The sequence below is a fragment of the Streptomyces sp. NPDC002209 genome, assembly GCF_042890265.1.
Classification (GTDB): Bacteria; Actinomycetota; Actinomycetes; order Streptomycetales; family Streptomycetaceae; genus Streptomyces.
The window spans coordinates 90,723-107,673 of sequence record NZ_JBIARX010000013.1; the positions used below are offsets into that span (position 1 = coordinate 90,723).

The window sequence follows — 16,951 nt, forward strand, 5'->3', positions numbered from 1 at the left end:
TTAGACTACCTCATTACTCTCTCTAAGGAATGCCACTCGGTCGAATCACTCGTACGGGTGAGTCGGCGGCGGAAAGTGACACGCGTCCACGGCCCGTGCCCCGACTCTTTCGGCATGGGGACACACGTGCTGAGCATGCGCATAGACGGGGAGCTGCTCGACCGCCTCCGGACTCATGCCGCCAAACGCGGAATGAGCGTCCAGGACTATGTCGTCCGGACGCTCATTCGCGATGACTTCGACGAGCGCTTCAAGGCGGCTGTCGACGAGACGGAGAAGTTCTACGGGCTCACGTGAGGCCGAGGGCCGGCATCGCGTAGTAGAAGACGAACACCGCCGACACGACGTACATGGCCGCCGGGACCTCACGGCCCCGGCCGGTCGCCAGCCGCAGCACGCAGAAGCTGATGAAGCCGAAGCCGATGCCGTTGGTGATCGAGTACGTGAACGGCATCATCACCATGGCCAGGAAGGCCGGGACGGCGATGGTGAAGTCGCTCCAGTCGATGTCCTTGACCGAGCCCGCCAGGATCAGGAAGCCGACCGCCACGAGGGCGGGGGTGGCCGCCTGGGAGGGGACCATGGTGGCGAGCGGGGTGAGGAACAGCGCCACGGCGAAGAGGCCGCCGGTCACGACGTTCGCCAGACCGGTACGGGCGCCCTCGCCGACGCCGGCCGTGGACTCCACGAAGCAGGTGGTGGCCGACGACGAGGTGGCGCCGCCGGACGCGACGGCCAGGCCGTCGATCAGCAGGACCCGGTTGATGCCGGGGAACTCACCGGTCTTCTTGTCGATCAGCTTGGCCTCGTCGCCGACGCCGAGGATCGTCCCCATCGCGTCGAAGAAGCAGGACAGCAGCACGGTGAAGACGAAGAGGACGCCGGTCAGCAGGCCGACCTTGCCGAAGCCGCCGAACAGGCTGACCTGGCCGACGAGCCCGAAGTCGGGCGCGGCCACCGGGTTGCCCGGCCACTCGGGGACGGTGAGGCCCCAGCCCGAGTCGGGCAGCCCGGCGATCAGCTGGACGGCGACGGCGATCACGGTCATGACCACGATGGAGATCAGGATCGCGCCGGGCGTCTTGCGGATCAGCAGGGCGAGGGTCAGCAGGACGCCGACGATGAAGATCAGCACCGGCCAGCCGTGCAGATGGCCGGCCGTGCCGAGCTGGAGCGGCACGGTGGTGTGCGCGGCGTCCGGGATGCGGGTGACGAAGCCCGAGTCGACCAGGCCGATCAGCATGATGAACAGGCCGATGCCGATCGCGATGCCCTTGCGCAGGCCGAGCGGGACGGCGTTCATGACCCGCTCGCGTAGGCCGGTCGCGACCAGCAGCATCACGACGAAGCCGGCCAGGACCACCATGCCCATGGCGTCGGGCCAGCTCATGCGCGGGGCGAGCTGGAGGGCAACGACGGTGTTCACGCCGAGGCCGGCGGCCAGCGCGATCGGGACGTTGCCGATGACGCCCATGAGGAGCGTGGTGAACGCCGCCGTCAGGACGGTGGCGGTGACGAGCTGGCCGCTGTCGAGCTGGTGCCCGTACATGTCCTTCGCGCTGCCCAGGATGATCGGGTTCAGCACGATGATGTAGGCCATCGCGAAGAAGGTGGCGAAACCGCCGCGGACCTCGCGGGCGATCGTCGAGCCGCGCTCGGAGATCCTGAAGTGGCGGTCCAGTCCGGACGTGCCCTGGGGGGCGGGTTCCGGGAGGGCGGGCGCGGGGGCGGGGGCCGACGTGCTCATGCGGTCCTCTGGGTCCTCATTGCGGGGGCATTGGGGGATTCATACGAAGAAAATGGGCCATGCCCACACCGTTTCAGTATGAACACATGAACGAAAGCCCGTCCATCTCCGCGCGTAGACCCCGTTTCCGCGCACCTAGGGGGTGCCTTGTGGGCCAAGCCGGGCTCGCGGCGTCCAGTGCCGCGCCTCGCCGCGTTCTCGTCGGTCGCCGACGCTCCGCGTCGACTCCCTCCTCGGCCTTGCGATGCACGGCACCGGACGCCGCTCCCTGATCCGGCTTGGCCCACAAGGCACCCCCTAGACTTGAGGGCATGGCGAAATGGACTGCGAAGCACGAGGCGCCCGAGCCCCTTGAGGGCCCGATCGTCGCGACCGTCACCGGCGGCACGATCATCTGGTTCGCCCTGTTCCTGGTCCAGCTCCCCTTCTACGGCTGGTTCGCCGACCGGGACCTGCTGTGGTGGGTCTGGTGCTGCGCGGCCGGCGGCGTGCTCGGCCTGATCGGCCTCTGGTACGTCCGGGGCCGGGACGCCGCACTCAAGCGCCATGCCGACGCGCTGGCCGCGGGCGGGACGGAATCCGGCCCGGCGGACCCCGCCGGCCCGGCCGCGGGGCCGACCGCCGTCTAGCCCCGGCCGCGCCGGGACGCGGCACGGCGCCCGGGGGCGACCGCAGGACGATTCCCCTCATCCCGAAGTCGGATCTCGGGACCTCTCGGCGGGTGAAGCGGTAGAACCCCCTTTACCGTCGAAAGCATGACGCAGCGGGCAGAGATCGAACCAGGCGGTTCCGAGCCGGTGGGCGGCAGGCCCGGCGGCGCGGCCATCGACGCGGGAGCCGAGCTCGACCCGGTACACCCGGTCCGGCCCCCCGCACCGCGGTTCAAGCCCGCCGGGCTGACCACCGCCGAAGTCGCCGAGCGCGTCGCCCGCGGGGCCGTCAACGACGTGCCCGTGCGCAGCAGCCGCTCCACCGCCGACATCGTCCGCGCCAACGTCTTCACCCGGTTCAACGCCATCATCGGCGTCCTGTGGGTGGTCATGCTCATCGTCGCGCCGCTCCAGGACAGCCTCTTCGGCTACGTGATCATCGCGAACACCGGCATCGGCATCATCCAGGAGATGCGGGCCAAGAAGACCCTGGACAGCCTCGCCGTCATCGGCGAGGCCAAACCCAGCGTCCGCCGCGACGGCCGGACCGCCGAGATCTCCACCTCCGAGATCGTCCTCGACGACGTCATCGAGCTCGGGCCGGGCGACAAGGTCGTCGTCGACGGGGTCGTCGGCGAGGCCGACGGCCTGGAGATCGACGAGTCCCTGCTCACCGGCGAGGCCGACCCCGTCCTGAAGAAGCCCGGCGACCCGGTCATGTCCGGGTCCTTCGTCGTCGCCGGCGGCGGCGCGTTCACCGCCACCAAGGTCGGCCGCGCGGCCTACGCCGCCCAGTTGGCCGAAGAGGCCACCCGCTTCACGCTCGTCCACTCCGAGCTGCGCTCCGGTATCTCCACCATCCTCAAGTACGTCACCTGGATGATGATCCCGACCTCGATCGGCCTGATCATCAGCCAGCTCGTCGTCAAGGAGGACAACCTCAAGGACGCCATCGCCCGCACCGTCGGCGGCATCGTCCCGATGATCCCCGAGGGCCTCGTCCTGCTGACCTCCGTCGCCTTCGCGATCGGCGTCATCCGGCTCGGCCGCAAGCAGTGCCTCGTGCAGGAACTGCCGGCCATCGAGGGCCTCGCCCGCGTCGACGTGGTCTGCCTCGACAAGACCGGCACCCTCACCGAGGGCGGTATGGACGTCACCGAGCTCCGCCCGCTCGGCGGCGCGCAGGACACGTACGTCAGGAAGGTGCTCGGCGCGCTCGGCGAGTCCGACCCGCGGCCCAACGCCAGCCTCCAGGCGATCATCGACGCCTACCCGGTCAGCGCCGAGTGGCGCTGCACCGAGTCCCTGCCCTTCTCCTCCGCCCGCAAGTACAGCGGCGCCAGCTTCAGCGAGGGCGACGGCGAGAACAACACCTGGCTGCTCGGCGCCCCCGACGTGCTCCTCCCGGCCGGCGACCCGGCCCTCGACGAGATCAACGAGCTCAACGAGCAGGGACTGCGCGTCCTGCTGCTCGCCAAGGCCGCGCGCGAGCTCGACGACCCGGCCGTCGGGGCCGGGGCCCGGCCGACCGCCCTGATCGTCCTGGAACAGCGGCTGCGCCCCGACGCCGCCGACACCCTGCGCTACTTCGAGGACCAGAAGGTCCACGCGAAGGTCATCTCCGGTGACAACGCGGTCTCCGTCGGCGCCGTGGCCGGCAAGCTCGGCCTGCCGGGCGCCGAGAACACGGTCGACGCGCGCAGGCTGCCGAGCGACCGGGCGGACATGGCCCGGGTCCTCGACGAGAACGCCGTCTTCGGGCGGGTCACCCCGCAGCAGAAGCGCGACATGGTCGGCGCACTGCAGTCGAACGGCCACACGGTCGCGATGACCGGCGACGGCGTCAACGACGTCCTGGCCCTCAAGGACGCGGACATCGGCGTGAGCATGGGCTCGGGCTCCGAGGCCACCCGCGCGGTCGCGCAGATCGTCCTCCTGAACAACAGCTTCTCCACCCTCCCCTCGGTGGTCGCCGAGGGCCGCCGGGTCATCGGCAACATCACCCGCGTCGCCACCCTCTTCCTCACGAAGACCGTCTACTCGGTGCTGCTGGCGATCCTGGTGGTCTGCTTCCAGGTCGAATACCCCTTCCTGCCGCGCCACCTGACGCTGCTGTCCACCCTGACCATCGGCATCCCGGCCTTCTTCCTGGCCCTGGCCCCGAACAAGGAGCGCGCGAAGCCGCACTTCGTGAAACGGGTGATGCGGTACGCGATCCCGGGCGGCGTGATCGCGGCGCTGGCCACCTTCGTGACGTACCTGGTCGCCCGCCACCACTACACGGGCCCGAACGCCCTGAACGCCGAGACGAGCGCGGCGACGCTGACGCTGTTCCTGACCTCGATGTGGGTCCTGGTGATCATCGCCCGCCCGTACACGTGGTGGCGGGTGGCCCTCGTCGGCGCGATGGGCGCGGCGTTCCTGATCGTCCTGATCGTCCCGTGGCTCCAGGAGTTCTTCCAGCTGAAGCTGGTGGGCACCCAGCTCCCGTGGACGGCGGTCGCCATCGCCGCGGCGGCGTCCGCCCTGATCGAGTTCACGTTCCGCTGGGTGGACCGGAAGTTCCCGGCCTAGGCAGGGGCCGACATGGGCCGGGACCGTGGGACGGCGACCCTGGCACTGCTGTCCTTCGCCATGCTGGTCGTGTCCCTCGACCAGTACATCGTGGTGGTCGCGCTCCCCGACATCGCCCGGGACCTGGGCTACTCCGCGCAGACGCTGCAGTCCGTCATCAGCGCCTACGCGGTGACCTCGGCCGGCTTCCTCCTGTTCGGCGGCCGCGCCGCCGACCTGCTCGGGCGGCGGCGCGTGCTGGCCACCGGCCTCGGGCTGTACACGGCCGCGGCCCTCGGGGGCGGACTCGCGACCGGGCCCGGGACGCTGCTCGCCGCCCGCGCGGTCCAGGGTCTCGGCGGAGCCCTCGTCTTCCCCACCACCCTGGCCCTCGTCAACACCACCTTCGCCGAGGGCCGGATGCGCAATCGCGCCCTGGGCATCTGGGGCGGTGCCGGCGCGGCGGGACTCGTGATCGGCGTGCTGCTCGGCGGCTTCCTGACGCAGGCCTTCGGCTGGGAGGCGGTGTTCCTGGTCAACGTCGCCCTGGCGGGACCGGCGCTGCTGCTCAGCTTCGTGGTGATCCCGCCGGACGGCGCGCGCGAGAGGGGCCGCTCGTTCGACCTGCCCGGTGCGCTCAGCGTCACCGTGGGCGTCACCCTGATCGTGTTCGCCCTGGTCCAGGGCCCCGCCCTGGGCTGGCTCTCGCCCGCCTTCCTAGGCAGCGCGGCGGTGGGCCTGCTGCTGATCGCCGCCTTCGCCGTCATCGAGCGGCGCAGCCACGACCCGCTCGTGCCGCCCCGGCTGCTCGCCAACCCCCACCTCGTCACCGGCGTCGTCATCGCGTTCATGTTCATGGCGACGTTCGGCTCGGTGCTCTACTTCCTGTCCCTCTACTTCCAGGAAGTCCTCGGCTACGACGCCCTGCAGACCGGTGCCGGTTTCCTCGTCCCCACGGCGGTGGTGGTCGCCGGCTCGACGACGGCCGGCCGGCTGGTGACGCGGTTCGGCCTTCGGGCCACGTTGACGTGCGCCCTCGCCGTCGGCGCACTGGGTGCCGTCGCCCTCGGCTTCGCGGTCGCACCGCACGGCTCGTACGCCGACCTGATCCCCGGCCTGGTGGCGCTCAGTACCGGCGACGGCATCGTCTTCACCACCATGTTCATCACCGCCGCCACCGGCGTCCCCGACCGGGACCAGGGCACCGCCTCGGGCATCGCCTCCACCGGCTCGGGCGTGGGCGCGGCGGTCGGCCTCGCCGTCCTCGTCCTGATCGCGACCGCCGGCCTCGGCGGCCTCTCCGGCGAACGGCTCCGCACCGCCACCGCCGACGGGATCAGCACCGCCCTCTTCGTGGTGGCGGGCGGCATCGCCCTGACCTTCCTCACGGCCCTGACCCGCTGCCCGACCCCACCCGAACCGGCACCGTCCCCGACCCCCGTCCCCTACCAGACCCGCCGCTGCTGACGGCCGTGCCCGTACGGCGATCAACGCCCGCCCGTACACGCCCTGATCCGGTTCACGTTCCGCCGGGCGGACCGGAAGGTCCCTGCGCGACGGCCCGTCCGGCCCTCCAGAGGACAAGGCATCCGGCGAGCTCGGCGACGCCCGGAACCGGTGGCTGACGGCCCCGATGCTCCGGTGATCCGGACCTGGGCCGTCCCTTCCGGATCTTGCCTGACCCGCGCCGCCTGGCACCGCACCTCGCCGCGTTGTCGGGGCGCCCGAGTACGTCCAGTACTCGGGCGCCCCTCCGCCTTGCGATGCACGGCACCAGACGACGCGGGCTTGACCGGCAAGATCCGAAAGGGGCGACCTAGTCGAACCAGCGGTCGCGGGCCAGTTCTGCCGTGCGGGAGGGGTCCTCCAGGAGGGCCGCCACCTCGAAGCGGCGGGGCCACTGGCCCGCCGACCAGGCCAGGCCCGCCGCCACGCCCTCGAGGGTGGAGGCGTGCAGGGTGCCGTCAGGGGTGCGGCGCCAGTCGAGTTCCACACCGCCCGCGATCAGCTCCTCGTGCTCGAGGTAGGTCTCGGGGGTCGAGGGGCCGAGGAGGATCCGGACCGACTGCGGCACCTCGTGCTCCTCGCCCGGGGTGGTCACCTCCGCCGGGACCGTCTCCGACAGGCGGCGGACCTGGAGGAGCTCCGCCAGGTCGGCCGCGCGGGACGGGGCCACCGGCAGGAGGGGCAGCCCTGCGGTGAGGGGCAGCAGGTCCGGGGCGTCGGTGATCAGCGCGTCCGCCGCGTCGACCACGACGACCTCGCCGTCCACCACCGCCCGCAGCTCGTCCGGGAGCGTGACCTGCTCGGGGTCCAGATCGGCCAGGGCGCCGTACAGGGCGTGCAGTTGACGGTCCGACACCTCGCGGTCCGGGTCGGCGAGCCGGCCCAGGAGCTCGGCGGCGCCGCCGGGTTCGTCGAGCAGGGCCGGCACGGTCGTGCGTACGCCGAGCGCCCGCAGGACCTGCTCGTCCTCGAAGCCCGTCGCATCCGCCGGGGTGTAGAGGCCCGCCAGCAGCGGGTCGCCGCCGGCCGAGCGCAGCCCCGCCGGGCGGCGGCCGTCGAGCACCGGGTGGTCGCGCAGCCACCAGGCGGTGTACGGGCGCACCGACTGCGTGGTGCCGTCCGGCAGCAGGACCCGTACGGGCTGGGTCAGCGCGTCGCGCAGCGGGGGCTGCGCGAGCATGGCCAGGGCCTGGGGCCAGCAGTCGTCGTCGACCAGGTCGAGGTCGCGGACCGCGACGAGTTCGGTGGCCACGGGCGGCAGCGGCGTGTCGGGGAGCTGGTCCAGGACGTCCTCGCACCACACGTCCACCGCGTCCAGCAGGCCCGCGTCGTCGGGCTCGGCGAAGTCCCCCTCGCGGGGCTCCAGCTCGTCCGGGTCGAGGACCACATCGGTGGCGCGGACCAGCTGGAACTCGGCCAGCACCCCGCAGGCGGTCAGCGGCTGCGCACCCCACCGGTCGGCCAGTTCGGCGTCCACGTACGGGACTTCGTCCTCGCGGATCACCGAGGCCAGCGGGGAGCCCGGCAGCAGCAGCTCGCCCGCCGGCGTGAGCTCGCCGTCCTCGTCCGGGAGGGCCAGTGCGCCGAGCCACGGCTCGTCGCCCGGCGCCAAGTCGGCCTCCCGGACCAGGCCCAGGACCACCTCGGCCAGTTCGTCGGCATCGAGGGCGTCCTCGTCCCAGATCTCCCCGGCGTCGAGGGAGGCGGCCACCGCGGCCCGCACCTGCGGGGTCGTCAGGACCGCGCGGGGCGTGGCGGGGAGCGCGCCGAGGCGCTCCAGCAGCGGGTGCGCGGCCTCCGGGTGGGCCACCTTCAGCCCCATCCGGGCCAGGTCCTTCGGGGTGTCCGCGTCGGGCAGCAGCACGTGCCGCGGGCCGATCGTCGTCCGGCCGTCGGCCAGCGGCACCGGCAGGCCCGAGAGCCGGTCCGGATCCACCCCGGCCAGGGTGTCGTACAGCCGGTGCCACCAGTCGGGGGTGCGCTCGATGCCCGCGATCCGCTCGATGGCGTCCCCCAGCGGAAGCCGGCCCACCCCCAGGGTGCGCAGCTCGGCCCGCCGCTCCAGCCCGGCGGGGAGCAGGGTCGGCAGGACCTCGGCGAGGACCCGCACGGTGTCGGCGCCCGCGCCCTCCACCACCTCGGCCTCGAACGGGCGCAGGGCGGACCGCTCCTCGGCGTGCTCGGCGGGGGCCGCCGGGGCGAGGAAGGCCGTACGGGGCAGCCGCTGCAGCACGGCCGCGCGCAGCGCCCCGTCCAGCACGCCCTTGCCGAGCGGCCCGGGGACGAGGTCCACGAGCGCGGTGCTCACCGGGTCCCAGGCGCCCAGCAGTTCGGCGTACGCGTCGGCCGCGCGCTCCACCAGGAAGTCGGTCAGCGGCCCCGGCGCGGGGTGCCGGCGGGCGGTGTCCAGCGGCAGCGTCGCGATGAGCAGGGCCGGGATGCCCAGCGGCTCGTCGGTCGGGGTCGGCGCGTGCACCACGCTTGCGGTGGCCGGGCGTACGGGGGCGCCGTCGGTGTCGACGGGCACGGCCCAGGACACCGTCCAGGCCGGCCGCAGCCGCTCCTCGACCGGCCGGTCGGCGAGCAGCGCCCGCTCGATGGGGCCGCTGTGGCGGACGGTGCGCCAGCGCCGGGTCTCGCCCCCGGCGCCTCCAGCCGAGTCCTCGATGACGGTGTACGCGCCCTCGTCGCGGCGGCGCACCGTGCGGGTGCCCTCCTCCGGGGTCTCCACGAGGACCTCGGCCAGCCCGGGCAGGGTGAGCAGCAGCGCGTCGTCGATGCCGGCCAGCAGGCGCTGCACCAGGTCCTCGGCGGCGGCGTCGCGCAGCGGGAGGACGACCACGGTGTCGTACCCGTCGGGGGCGGTGCCCTCGGCGGGCAGCGGCAGCCGCAGCAGCGGGACGTGCCCGTCGCGGCGGCGCAGTTCGTCGCCGAGGCCGGGGCTGCCGCCCGCGGCGTCGCGGGCCAGTTCGCGGGCCTCGGCCAGCGACCAGCGGACACCGCCGTGGCGGCCGAGCACGGCGGGCTCGTCGGACACCGCGAGGACGGCCGCGAAGCCGACGCCGAAGCGGCCCACGGTGTCTCCCGAACCAGCGGACTCCCGCTTCGCGGAGGCCCGCAGGGTGCTCAGCGACTCCACGCCCGTCGCGTCAAGCGGGGCACCGGTGTTGGCGACGGCCAGCACCGCGTGCCCCCCGTCGCCGGGATGCAGGGTGAGCCGGAGCCGGCCGGGCACCCCGGCCCGGGCCGCGGCGTCGGCCGCGTTCTGCGCCAGCTCGACGACGAGCCGGTCGCGGTAGCCGCCGAGGGCCAGGTCCTCCTCGGCGTTGGCGTCCTCCCGGAAGCGGGCCGGGCCCGCGCCCCAGGCGTCGAGCACCCCGCGCCGCAGCCGGGCCGTGCCGAAGGGGTCCATGCCGCCCTGGGCCGCCGTCACTCGCACGCTCACGCCGCTGCCTCCAAGCTGTCCTGCACCGCACTGCATTCACCGAACACCGAATGCCGAGGCCATGAAGGTATCGCGTGCGGCCCCCGGCAGTCGGGGCGGCCGGGCCCGTGCCGGGCCACCGCCACCTCCCCGGGCCGGGCCGGTGAGATGCGCGAACACGACGACGTCGGAGTCCGGGACGACGCAGCCCCCGGTGACACGAGGTCGCCGGGGGCTGCGTACGGGTACGGGGTGCGGAGTGCGGTCAGAGCTTCTCGATCACGTAGTCGATGCACGCGGTCAGCGCCTGCACGTCCGCCGGGTCGATCGCCGGGAACATCGCGATGCGCAGCTGGTTGCGGCCGAGCTTGCGGTACGGCTCGGTGTCCACGATGCCGTTGGCGCGCAGCACCTTGGCGACGGCGGCCGCGTCGATGTCGTCCGAGAAGTCGATCGTGCCGATGACGGCGGAGCGCTTGTCGGCGTCCACGACGAACGGGGTCGCGTACTTCGACGCCTCCGCCCAGCCGTACAGGTTGCGCGCGCTGGCCGCCGTACGGCCGGTCGTGAACTCCAGGCCGCCCTGGCCGTTCATCCACTCCAGCTGCTGGTTCAGCAGGAAGAGGGTGGACAGCGCCGGGGTGTTGTACGTCTGGTTCTTCAGCGAGTTGTCGATCGCCGTCGGCAGCGAGAAGAACTCCGGGATGTGCCGGCCGGACGCGTGGACGCGCGCCGCGCGCTCCAGGGCCGCCGGGGAGAACGCCGCCAGCCACAGGCCGCCCTCGGAGGCGAAGGACTTCTGGGGGGCGAAGTAGTAGACGTCGGACTCGGTGATGTCCACCGGCAGGCCGCCGGCACCCGAGGTCGCGTCCACCAGGACGAGGGACCCGGCGTCGGCGCCCGCGACGCGCTTGACCGGCGCCGCCACACCCGTCGAGGTCTCGTTGTGCGTGTACGCGTACGCGTCGACGCCCGCTTCGGCCACCGGCTCGGGGTGCGTGCCCGGCTCGGAGGAGATCACGGTCGGCTCGTCCAGCCACGGCGCGAGCTTCGCGGCCTTGGCGAACTTGGAGGAGAACTCGCCGAAGGTCAGGTGCTGGGACTTCTGCTCGATCAGCCCGTGCGTCGCGATGTCCCAGAAGGCGGTGGAGCCGCCGTTGCCCAGGATCACCTCGTAGCCCTCGGGGAGGGAGAAGAGGTCCCGGAGGCCCTGACGCACCGAGCCGACCAGGTTCTTGACCGGGGCCTGGCGGTGCGAGGTTCCGAGCAGGGAGGTACCGGTGGCGGCGAGGGCGTCCAGCGCCTCGGTCCGCACCTTGGAGGGGCCCGCGCCGAAGCGTCCGTCGGCGGGCTTGATGTCAGCGGGAATCTGGATCTCGGCCACGAGCGGAGCGTATCGGGTCCCGGTCCACGCCTTGGAGGCGCGTCCACCCGGTGAGACGAGTCAGGCCGGTGGGAGGGTGGGTCCGTGACGTCACCCGGGGAACTCGAACGGACATTGCGGGAGAACCTGCGCGGGGAGGTGGACTTCGGGGCCGCGGCCCGTGCCCTCGCGACGATGGACGCCTCGAACTACCGGCGCGTCCCGGTCGGCGTGGTCGCCCCGCGCGACGCGCAGGACGTGACGGCCGCGCTGCGGATCTGCGCGGACGCCGGCGTGCCGGTCGTGCCGCGCGGCGGGGGCACGTCGATCGCCGGGCAGGCCACGGGCATCGGCGTGGTGCTGGACCTGACCCGGCACATGAACGCCCTCGTGTCGCTGGATCCGGCCGCCCGCACCGCCGTGGTCCAGCCGGGACTGGTGCTCGACCGGCTGCGCGACGCGGCGCGCCCGTACGGGCTGACCTTCGGCCCGGACCCCTCCACCCACTCCCGCTGCACGCTCGGCGGCATGATCGGCAACAACGCGTGCGGGGCCCACTCCGTGGCCTGGGGGACCACCGCGGACAACGTGGCGGAGCTGGCGGTCACGGCGTACGGAGGCGCGTCGTACCGGCTCGGGACGGGCTGGGCGGGGGCGCCGGAGGGCCTGCGGGAGCTGGTGGCGGGGAACCTGGCGGTGCTCCGTACGGGGATGGCGGGTGGTTTCTCGCGGCGGATCTCCGGATACGGCGGGCTGGACGCGCTGCTGCCCGAGCGGGGCGTGCAGACGGCCCGGGCCTTCTGCGGGAGCGAGGGCACGCTCGGGGTGGTGACCGAGGCGGTCGTACGCCTGGTGGAGGCGCCGCGCGCGCCGGCGCTCGCGGTCCTCGGGTACGCGGACGAGAGCGCGGCCGCGGATGCGGCGGCGGGGCTGCTGGGGTTCGGGCCGCTGACGGTGGAGGGCATGGCGCAGGACCTGGTGGGCTCGGCGTCCGGGCTCCCCGGGGGCGGGGCGTGGCTGTTCGCGGAGATGCGCGACGAGGCCGCGGCCCGGTCCCTCGTACGGGCCGCCGACGCGGTGGACTCGGCCGTGATCACGGACCCGGCGGGACAGCGGGCGCTGTGGCGGATCCGCGAGGACGCGGCGGGCACGGCGACGCGGATGCCGGACGGGGGGATGGCCTGGCCGGGGTGGGAGGACTGCGCGGTGCCGCCGGCCCGGCTCGGCGCGTACCTGCGGGAGTTCCGCGCCCTGCTGGCGGCGCACGGGCTGCGCGGGACCCCGTACGGGCACTTCGGCGAGGGCTGCGTCCACGTACGGATCGACTTCGACCTGGTGTCGCAGGCGGGGATCGCCCGCTTCCGGGAGTTCTCGTCGCAGCTGGCGGACCTGGTGGTCTCCCACGGCGGCTCCCTCTCCGGGGAGCACGGGGACGGCCAGGCGCGGGCCGAGCTCCTGCCGAGGATGTACGGGGAGGAGGTCGTGCGGCTCTTCGGCGCGTACAAGGACGTGTGGGACCCGGCGGGCGGGATGAACCCGGGGATGCTGGTCCGCCCGGCCCGCCTGGACGAGAACCTCCGCTTCGCGGTGCTGCCGGGCGGGAGCCTGTCGGAGGGGGGCCTGTCGGAGGGGGGCCTGTCGGAGGGGGTGGCACGCTGCGTGGGCGTGGCGAAGTGCCGCTCGACGGATGCGCCCGGGCAAGGGGTGATGTGCCCCTCCTACCGGGTGACGGGGCAGGAGCAGCACTCCACGCGCGGCAGGGCGCGCCTGCTGCACGAGATGCTGGCGGGGGAGATCGTGACGGACGGCTGGCGCTCGCCGGAGGTCGCCGGGGCGCTGGACCTGTGTCTGGCCTGCAAGGGCTGCCGCAGCGACTGCCCGGTGGGCGTGGACATGGCCGCGTACAAGGCGGAGTTCCTGCACCGGCACTGGGCGGGCCGCATCCGCCCGCTGTCCCACTACACCCTGGGCGGCCTGCCGGGCTGGCTCCGCCTGATCGCCGCGCTCCGCGCGGCGGCCCCCGCGAACGCGGCGGCCCGCCACCTCCGCATCCCGGGCCTGACGAGCGAGCGCCCGTTGCCCCCACTGGCCCGCGAGCCGTTCACCCGCTGGTGGCGCAGTGTGCGCAGCCCGGATGCGGCGCCCCCGTCGGGGCGGGGCGGGGAAGAAGGCCGCCCGCCCGGCCCCGCCCGGTCCCGCGTCACGCTCTGGCCCGACACGTTCACCGAGTACCTCGCCCCGGAGGTGGGACGAGCTGCCGTCACGGTCCTGGAGGCCGCCGGCCTCGGCGTGTCCGTCCCCCCGAAGGGGGTCTGCTGCGGCCTCACCTACCTCTCCACCGGCCGCCTCGGCCGCGCCCGCACCGTCCTGCGCCGCACCCTCGACGCCGTGGGCGACGCAGACGCCCACGGGCCCGTCGTCGTCCTCGAACCCAGCTGCGCCGCAGCCCTGCGCACCGACCTCCCCGAGCTCCTCCCCGACGACCCGCGCGCGGAGCGCCTCGCCCGCGCCGTCCGGACCTTCGCGGAGACCCTCGAGGAGTACGCCCCCCACTGGCAGCCGCCCCGCCTCGACCGTCCGGCCGTCGGCCAGACCCACTGCCACCAGCACGCCGTCCTCGGCGACGGCGCCGACCGCCGCCTGCGCGAGCGGGCCGGTCTGAGCGGCGGGCTCAGCGGCGGCTGCTGCGGCCTCGCCGGGAACTTCGGCTTCGAGCCGGGCCACCACGAGGTCTCCGTCGCCTGCGCGGAGGAACAGCTGCTCCCGGCCCTGCGGGCGGCCCCGCCCGGCGCCGCGATCCTGGCGGACGGGTTCTCGTGCCGTACCCAGATCGCCCAGCTCTCCGGCGACGGGAGCCGGGCCCGCCACCTGGCGGAACTGCTGGCGGAGGGCCTGTAAGGCAACGCACGGCCCTCTGGCCCTTACGCACCCCTTAGTCTGGATGAATGCCCGCACCCTCCCCCAAATCCGCCCCCACCCCCACCCCGGCGGCCGCCGACCTCGCGAGGTCGGCCCCCTCGGCCACGGCCCGGCCGCAGGCCGCCGGCCCCTCGCGTTTCGGCCCGGTCGCCCTGGTGGTCGCGGCGGGCATCTCGGTGCAGTTCGGAGCCGCGCTCGCGGTCATGATCATGCCGCGGGCGGGCGCCGCGGGCGTGGTCACGCTGCGGCTGGCGGCCGCCGCGCTGGTGCTGCTGGTCCTGTGCCGGCCGAAGGTGCGCGGGTACTCGCGCGCGGACTGGGGCACGGTCGTCGCCTTCGGCGTGGCGATGGCCGGCATGAACGGGCTCTTCTACCAGTCCATCGACCGGATCCCGCTCGGCCCGGCCGTCACCCTCGAGGTGCTCGGCCCCCTCGTCCTCTCGGTCGTCGTCTCGCGCCGCCTGGTGAACCTGCTGTGGGCCGGCCTGGCCCTGGCCGGTGTCGCCCTGCTGGCCGGCCACGGGGGCGGCAGCGGCTTCGGCGGCCTCGACCTCCTGGGCGCGGCCTTCGCCCTCGGAGCGGGCGTGATGTGGGCGGCGTACATCGTGTTCAGCGCGCGGACGGGCCGCCGCTTCCCGCAGGCGGACGGGCTGGCCATCGCCATGGCGGTGGCGGCGGTGCTGTCGCTCCCGCTGGGCGTGGTCGAAGCGGGCGGCGACCTCCTCGTCCCGAGCACCCTGGCCCTCGGGGTGGGTGTCGCGGTCCTGTCCTCCGTCCTGCCGTACACCCTGGAACTCCTGGCGCTGCGCCGCCTTCCCGCCCCGACGTTCGCGGTCCTGATGAGCCTGGAACCGGCGATCGCGGCCACGGCCGGGTTCCTGGTCCTGAACCAGGCGATGTCGGTGTCGGACGCGCTGGCCATCGCGCTGGTCATCGCGGCGAGCATGGGCGCGGTCCGTTCCCAGAGCCGTACGGCGGCCGCCTGATGCCGGCCACGGACGGGGTCGACGCGTACCTGGCCGGGGTCCCGGAGGCCCGCCGCGAGGCGCTGACGCGGCTGCGCGGCCTCCTGCGCGCCACGGCGTCGGCGGCCCCGGGCCCGGTCTGCACCTGACCGGCGGGCCGGTCGGCCACCCGCCCGCCCCGCCCGCTCAGGCGTCGGGGCCGGTGTCGGCTTCGGCGTCGGGGCCGGGCCCGTCGGGGCCCTCGTCCCGTCCGCCGTCCGCGTACAGGGCCGCCGTCGCCGCCAAGGCGTTCCGGACCCGGGCCCGCAGGCGCGGCGGGGACAGGACCTCCGCGTCGGGGCCCAGGGCCAGGAACCGGGCCTGCGCCTGCTCGTGCGACTCGACGGGCAGGACCGCCCGGGTCCACCCCGCCCGCTCCGGGTCCGGGGTGCCACCGGCGGCCAGGGCCCGCGCCTCGACACCCGTCAGCTGCGCGGCGCCCCGCGCGGAGAGCCGTACCACCGCCTCCTGCGGATGGAGCCGCGCATGGAACTCCTCCTGCGTCCTGCGCCAGTGCGCCGCCAGCTCGAAGCCCTCCGGCAGCCGGCACTCCTGAGCGGTCTCGCGGACCGCGAGGATCTGGTCCACCCGGTACGTCCGCGGCCCCGCCGCATCGGCCGGTCCGGGCGCCGCTGCCCCTCCCGTCGCGCCCGTCGCGCCCGCCGGGGCGGCCACCAGGTACCAGCGGCCCGCCTTCAGCACCAGCCCGTACGGCTCGAGCCGCCGGTCCACCTCCTGCGGCTCCTTCCACCGCCGGTAGCGGACCTCGATCACCCGCCCCCGCCACACCGCGTCCGCGACCTGCGCCAGGTACGGGGTCTCCTCGTGCTCCGCGTACCACCCCGGTGCATCCAGGTGGAACCGCAGCCGCATCCGGTCCGCCTGTTCCCGCAGCTCCGCCGGCAGCGCCGCCCGCAGCTTCAGCTGGGCCGCCGACAGGGCCTGCCCGAGCCCGAGTTCCGCCGCGGGGCCCGGCATCGCGGTCAGGAACAGTGCCTCCGCCTCGCCCGTGCTCAGCCCGGTCAGCCGGGTCCGGTAGCCGGCGAGCAGCTGGTAGCCGCCGCTGTGCCCGGCGTCCCCGTACAGCGGGACGCCCGCCGCGGCGAGCGCCTCCGCGTCGCGGTAGACCGTACGCACGGACACCTCCAGCTCCTGCGCGAGCTCGGCGGCGGTCATCCGCCCCCGGGTCTGGAGCAGCAGCAGGATCGACAGCAATCGGCTGGACTTCACTGACACAGGATGTCAGTGGAGCGCTCCTACGGTGCGCTGCATGAACGACTTCGACTTCCTCCTCGGCACCTGGGACGTGGCCAACCGCCGGCGCACCGACTTCCTCGACCCCGACAGCGGCTGGGAGGAGTTCCCGGCCCTGTCCAAGGCCTCCCGCCACTTCGACGGCGCGGCGAGCTTCGACGAGATCGAGTTCCCGACGAAGGGCTTCGCCGGCCTGACCCTGCGCCTGTACGACCCGGAGCGCGGGCAGTGGTCGCTGTACTGGGCGAGCGGGCGCACCGGGACCCTCTTCCCGCCGGTCACCGGCCGGTTCACGGACGGCACCGGCATCTTCGAGGGCGAGGACACCCACGCCGGCAAGGCCGTCAGGGCGCGGTTCGTGTGGAAGGACATCCGGGCCGACTCCGCCCGCTGGGAGCAGTACTTCTCCCTCGACGAGGGCGCGACCTGGCTCCTGAACTGGACGATGGACCTGACGCGGCGCACCGCGCAGCCCGCCTGATCCCGCCCGAGCCCGTCGGGTCTTCGGGTCCTCGGGTCTTCGGGTCTTCG

At 73.9% G+C, this 16,951-nt stretch carries 12 protein-coding genes; 8 read left to right on the plus strand and 4 right to left on the minus strand.

All coding sequences use genetic code 11. From position 1 onward, the window contains the following. Window positions 1-114 precede the first annotated feature (114 nt). Window positions 115-297 (plus strand): hypothetical protein, encoded by a 183-nt coding sequence (locus tag ACFYXK_RS24520; RefSeq protein WP_030156886.1) that lies wholly within the window; start codon window positions 115-117, stop codon window positions 295-297. Here ACFYXK_RS24520 and ACFYXK_RS24525 read toward each other — a convergent pair. Further along, window positions 290-1,747 carry an NCS2 family permease gene (locus ACFYXK_RS24525; protein ID WP_389413014.1) on the minus strand — a complete coding sequence of 486 codons (1,458 nt, stop codon included), beginning with the start codon at window positions 1,745-1,747 and terminating at the stop codon, window positions 290-292. The genes ACFYXK_RS24520 and ACFYXK_RS24525 overlap by 8 nt on opposite strands. A gap of 311 nt (window positions 1,748-2,058) precedes the next feature. On the opposite strand from ACFYXK_RS24525, the gene ACFYXK_RS24530 reads away from it, so the two are divergent. The 3 genes from ACFYXK_RS24530 (at window position 2,059) to ACFYXK_RS24540 (ending at window position 6,417) form a co-directional block, all read left to right on the plus strand. Continuing rightward, window positions 2,059-2,376, plus strand: coding sequence for a DUF2530 domain-containing protein (locus tag ACFYXK_RS24530; RefSeq protein ID WP_389413015.1), 318 nt, complete (start codon window positions 2,059-2,061; stop codon window positions 2,374-2,376). Between the two features lie 126 nt (window positions 2,377-2,502). Continuing rightward, window positions 2,503-4,971, plus strand: coding sequence for an HAD-IC family P-type ATPase (locus ACFYXK_RS24535; protein WP_389413016.1), 2,469 nt, complete (start codon window positions 2,503-2,505; stop codon window positions 4,969-4,971). A 12-nt stretch (window positions 4,972-4,983) separates the two neighbouring features. Next, entirely contained in the window at window positions 4,984-6,417 is a 1,434-nt protein-coding gene (locus ACFYXK_RS24540; protein ID WP_389413017.1) for an MFS transporter, read from the plus strand. A 349-nt stretch (window positions 6,418-6,766) separates the two neighbouring features. On the opposite strand, the gene ACFYXK_RS24545 is transcribed toward ACFYXK_RS24540, so the two are convergent. Beyond that, the gene (locus ACFYXK_RS24545) at window positions 6,767-9,868 is read right to left on the minus strand and encodes a sacsin N-terminal ATP-binding-like domain-containing protein (protein WP_389413076.1); all 3,102 of its coding nucleotides are present in this window, start codon (window positions 9,866-9,868) and stop codon (window positions 6,767-6,769) included. Between the two features lie 277 nt (window positions 9,869-10,145). After that, entirely contained in the window at window positions 10,146-11,264 is a 1,119-nt protein-coding gene (serC, locus tag ACFYXK_RS24550) for a phosphoserine transaminase (RefSeq protein ID WP_389413018.1), read from the minus strand. A gap of 84 nt (window positions 11,265-11,348) precedes the next feature. On the opposite strand from serC, the gene ACFYXK_RS24555 reads away from it, so the two are divergent. The 3 genes from ACFYXK_RS24555 to ACFYXK_RS24565 are packed head-to-tail and all read left to right on the plus strand — an operon-like array spanning window position 11,349 to window position 15,276. Further along, on the plus strand, window positions 11,349-14,141 hold the full coding sequence (locus ACFYXK_RS24555; RefSeq protein WP_389413019.1) for an FAD-binding and (Fe-S)-binding domain-containing protein: 2,793 nt from the start codon (window positions 11,349-11,351) through the stop codon (window positions 14,139-14,141). Window positions 14,142-14,188: 47 nt separating this feature from the next. Next, window positions 14,189-15,148: a DMT family transporter gene (locus ACFYXK_RS24560; protein ID WP_389413020.1), complete on the plus strand. Its 960-nt coding sequence runs from the start codon at window positions 14,189-14,191 to the stop codon at window positions 15,146-15,148. Next, window positions 15,148-15,276: a hypothetical protein gene (locus tag ACFYXK_RS24565; protein ID WP_389413021.1), complete on the plus strand. Its 129-nt coding sequence runs from the start codon at window positions 15,148-15,150 to the stop codon at window positions 15,274-15,276. The genes ACFYXK_RS24560 and ACFYXK_RS24565 overlap by 1 nt, the downstream gene beginning before the upstream one ends. 37 nt (window positions 15,277-15,313) lie before the next feature. Here ACFYXK_RS24565 and ACFYXK_RS24570 read toward each other — a convergent pair whose 3' ends face one another. Then, window positions 15,314-16,396, minus strand: a complete 1,083-nt coding sequence (locus ACFYXK_RS24570; protein WP_389413022.1) for a helix-turn-helix transcriptional regulator — start codon at window positions 16,394-16,396, stop codon at window positions 15,314-15,316. 40 nt (window positions 16,397-16,436) lie between these two features. On the opposite strand from ACFYXK_RS24570, the gene ACFYXK_RS24575 reads away from it, so the two are divergent. Beyond that, a complete protein-coding gene (locus ACFYXK_RS24575; RefSeq protein ID WP_389413023.1) occupies window positions 16,437-16,901 on the plus strand; it encodes a hypothetical protein in 465 nt (154 codons plus the stop codon). Window positions 16,902-16,951: the final 50 nt, after the last annotated feature.

Bases quoted from the DNA above. Each gene is read 5' to 3' on its own strand.
- ACFYXK_RS24520 (WP_030156886.1), top strand. From the start codon at position 115: ATGGGGACACACGTGCTGAGCATGCGCATAGACGGGGAGCTGCTCGAC.
- ACFYXK_RS24525 (WP_389413014.1), bottom strand. From the start codon at position 1,747: ATGAGCACGTCGGCCCCCGCCCCCGCGCCCGCCCTCCCGGAACCCGCC.
- ACFYXK_RS24530 (WP_389413015.1), top strand. From the start codon at position 2,059: ATGGCGAAATGGACTGCGAAGCACGAGGCGCCCGAGCCCCTTGAGGGC.
- ACFYXK_RS24535 (WP_389413016.1), top strand. From the start codon at position 2,503: ATGACGCAGCGGGCAGAGATCGAACCAGGCGGTTCCGAGCCGGTGGGC.
- ACFYXK_RS24540 (WP_389413017.1), top strand. From the start codon at position 4,984: ATGGGCCGGGACCGTGGGACGGCGACCCTGGCACTGCTGTCCTTCGCC.
- ACFYXK_RS24545 (WP_389413076.1), bottom strand. From the start codon at position 9,868: ATGGACCCCTTCGGCACGGCCCGGCTGCGGCGCGGGGTGCTCGACGCC.
- ACFYXK_RS24560 (WP_389413020.1), top strand. From the start codon at position 14,189: ATGCCCGCACCCTCCCCCAAATCCGCCCCCACCCCCACCCCGGCGGCC.
- ACFYXK_RS24565 (WP_389413021.1), top strand. From the start codon at position 15,148: ATGCCGGCCACGGACGGGGTCGACGCGTACCTGGCCGGGGTCCCGGAG.
- ACFYXK_RS24575 (WP_389413023.1), top strand. From the start codon at position 16,437: ATGAACGACTTCGACTTCCTCCTCGGCACCTGGGACGTGGCCAACCGC.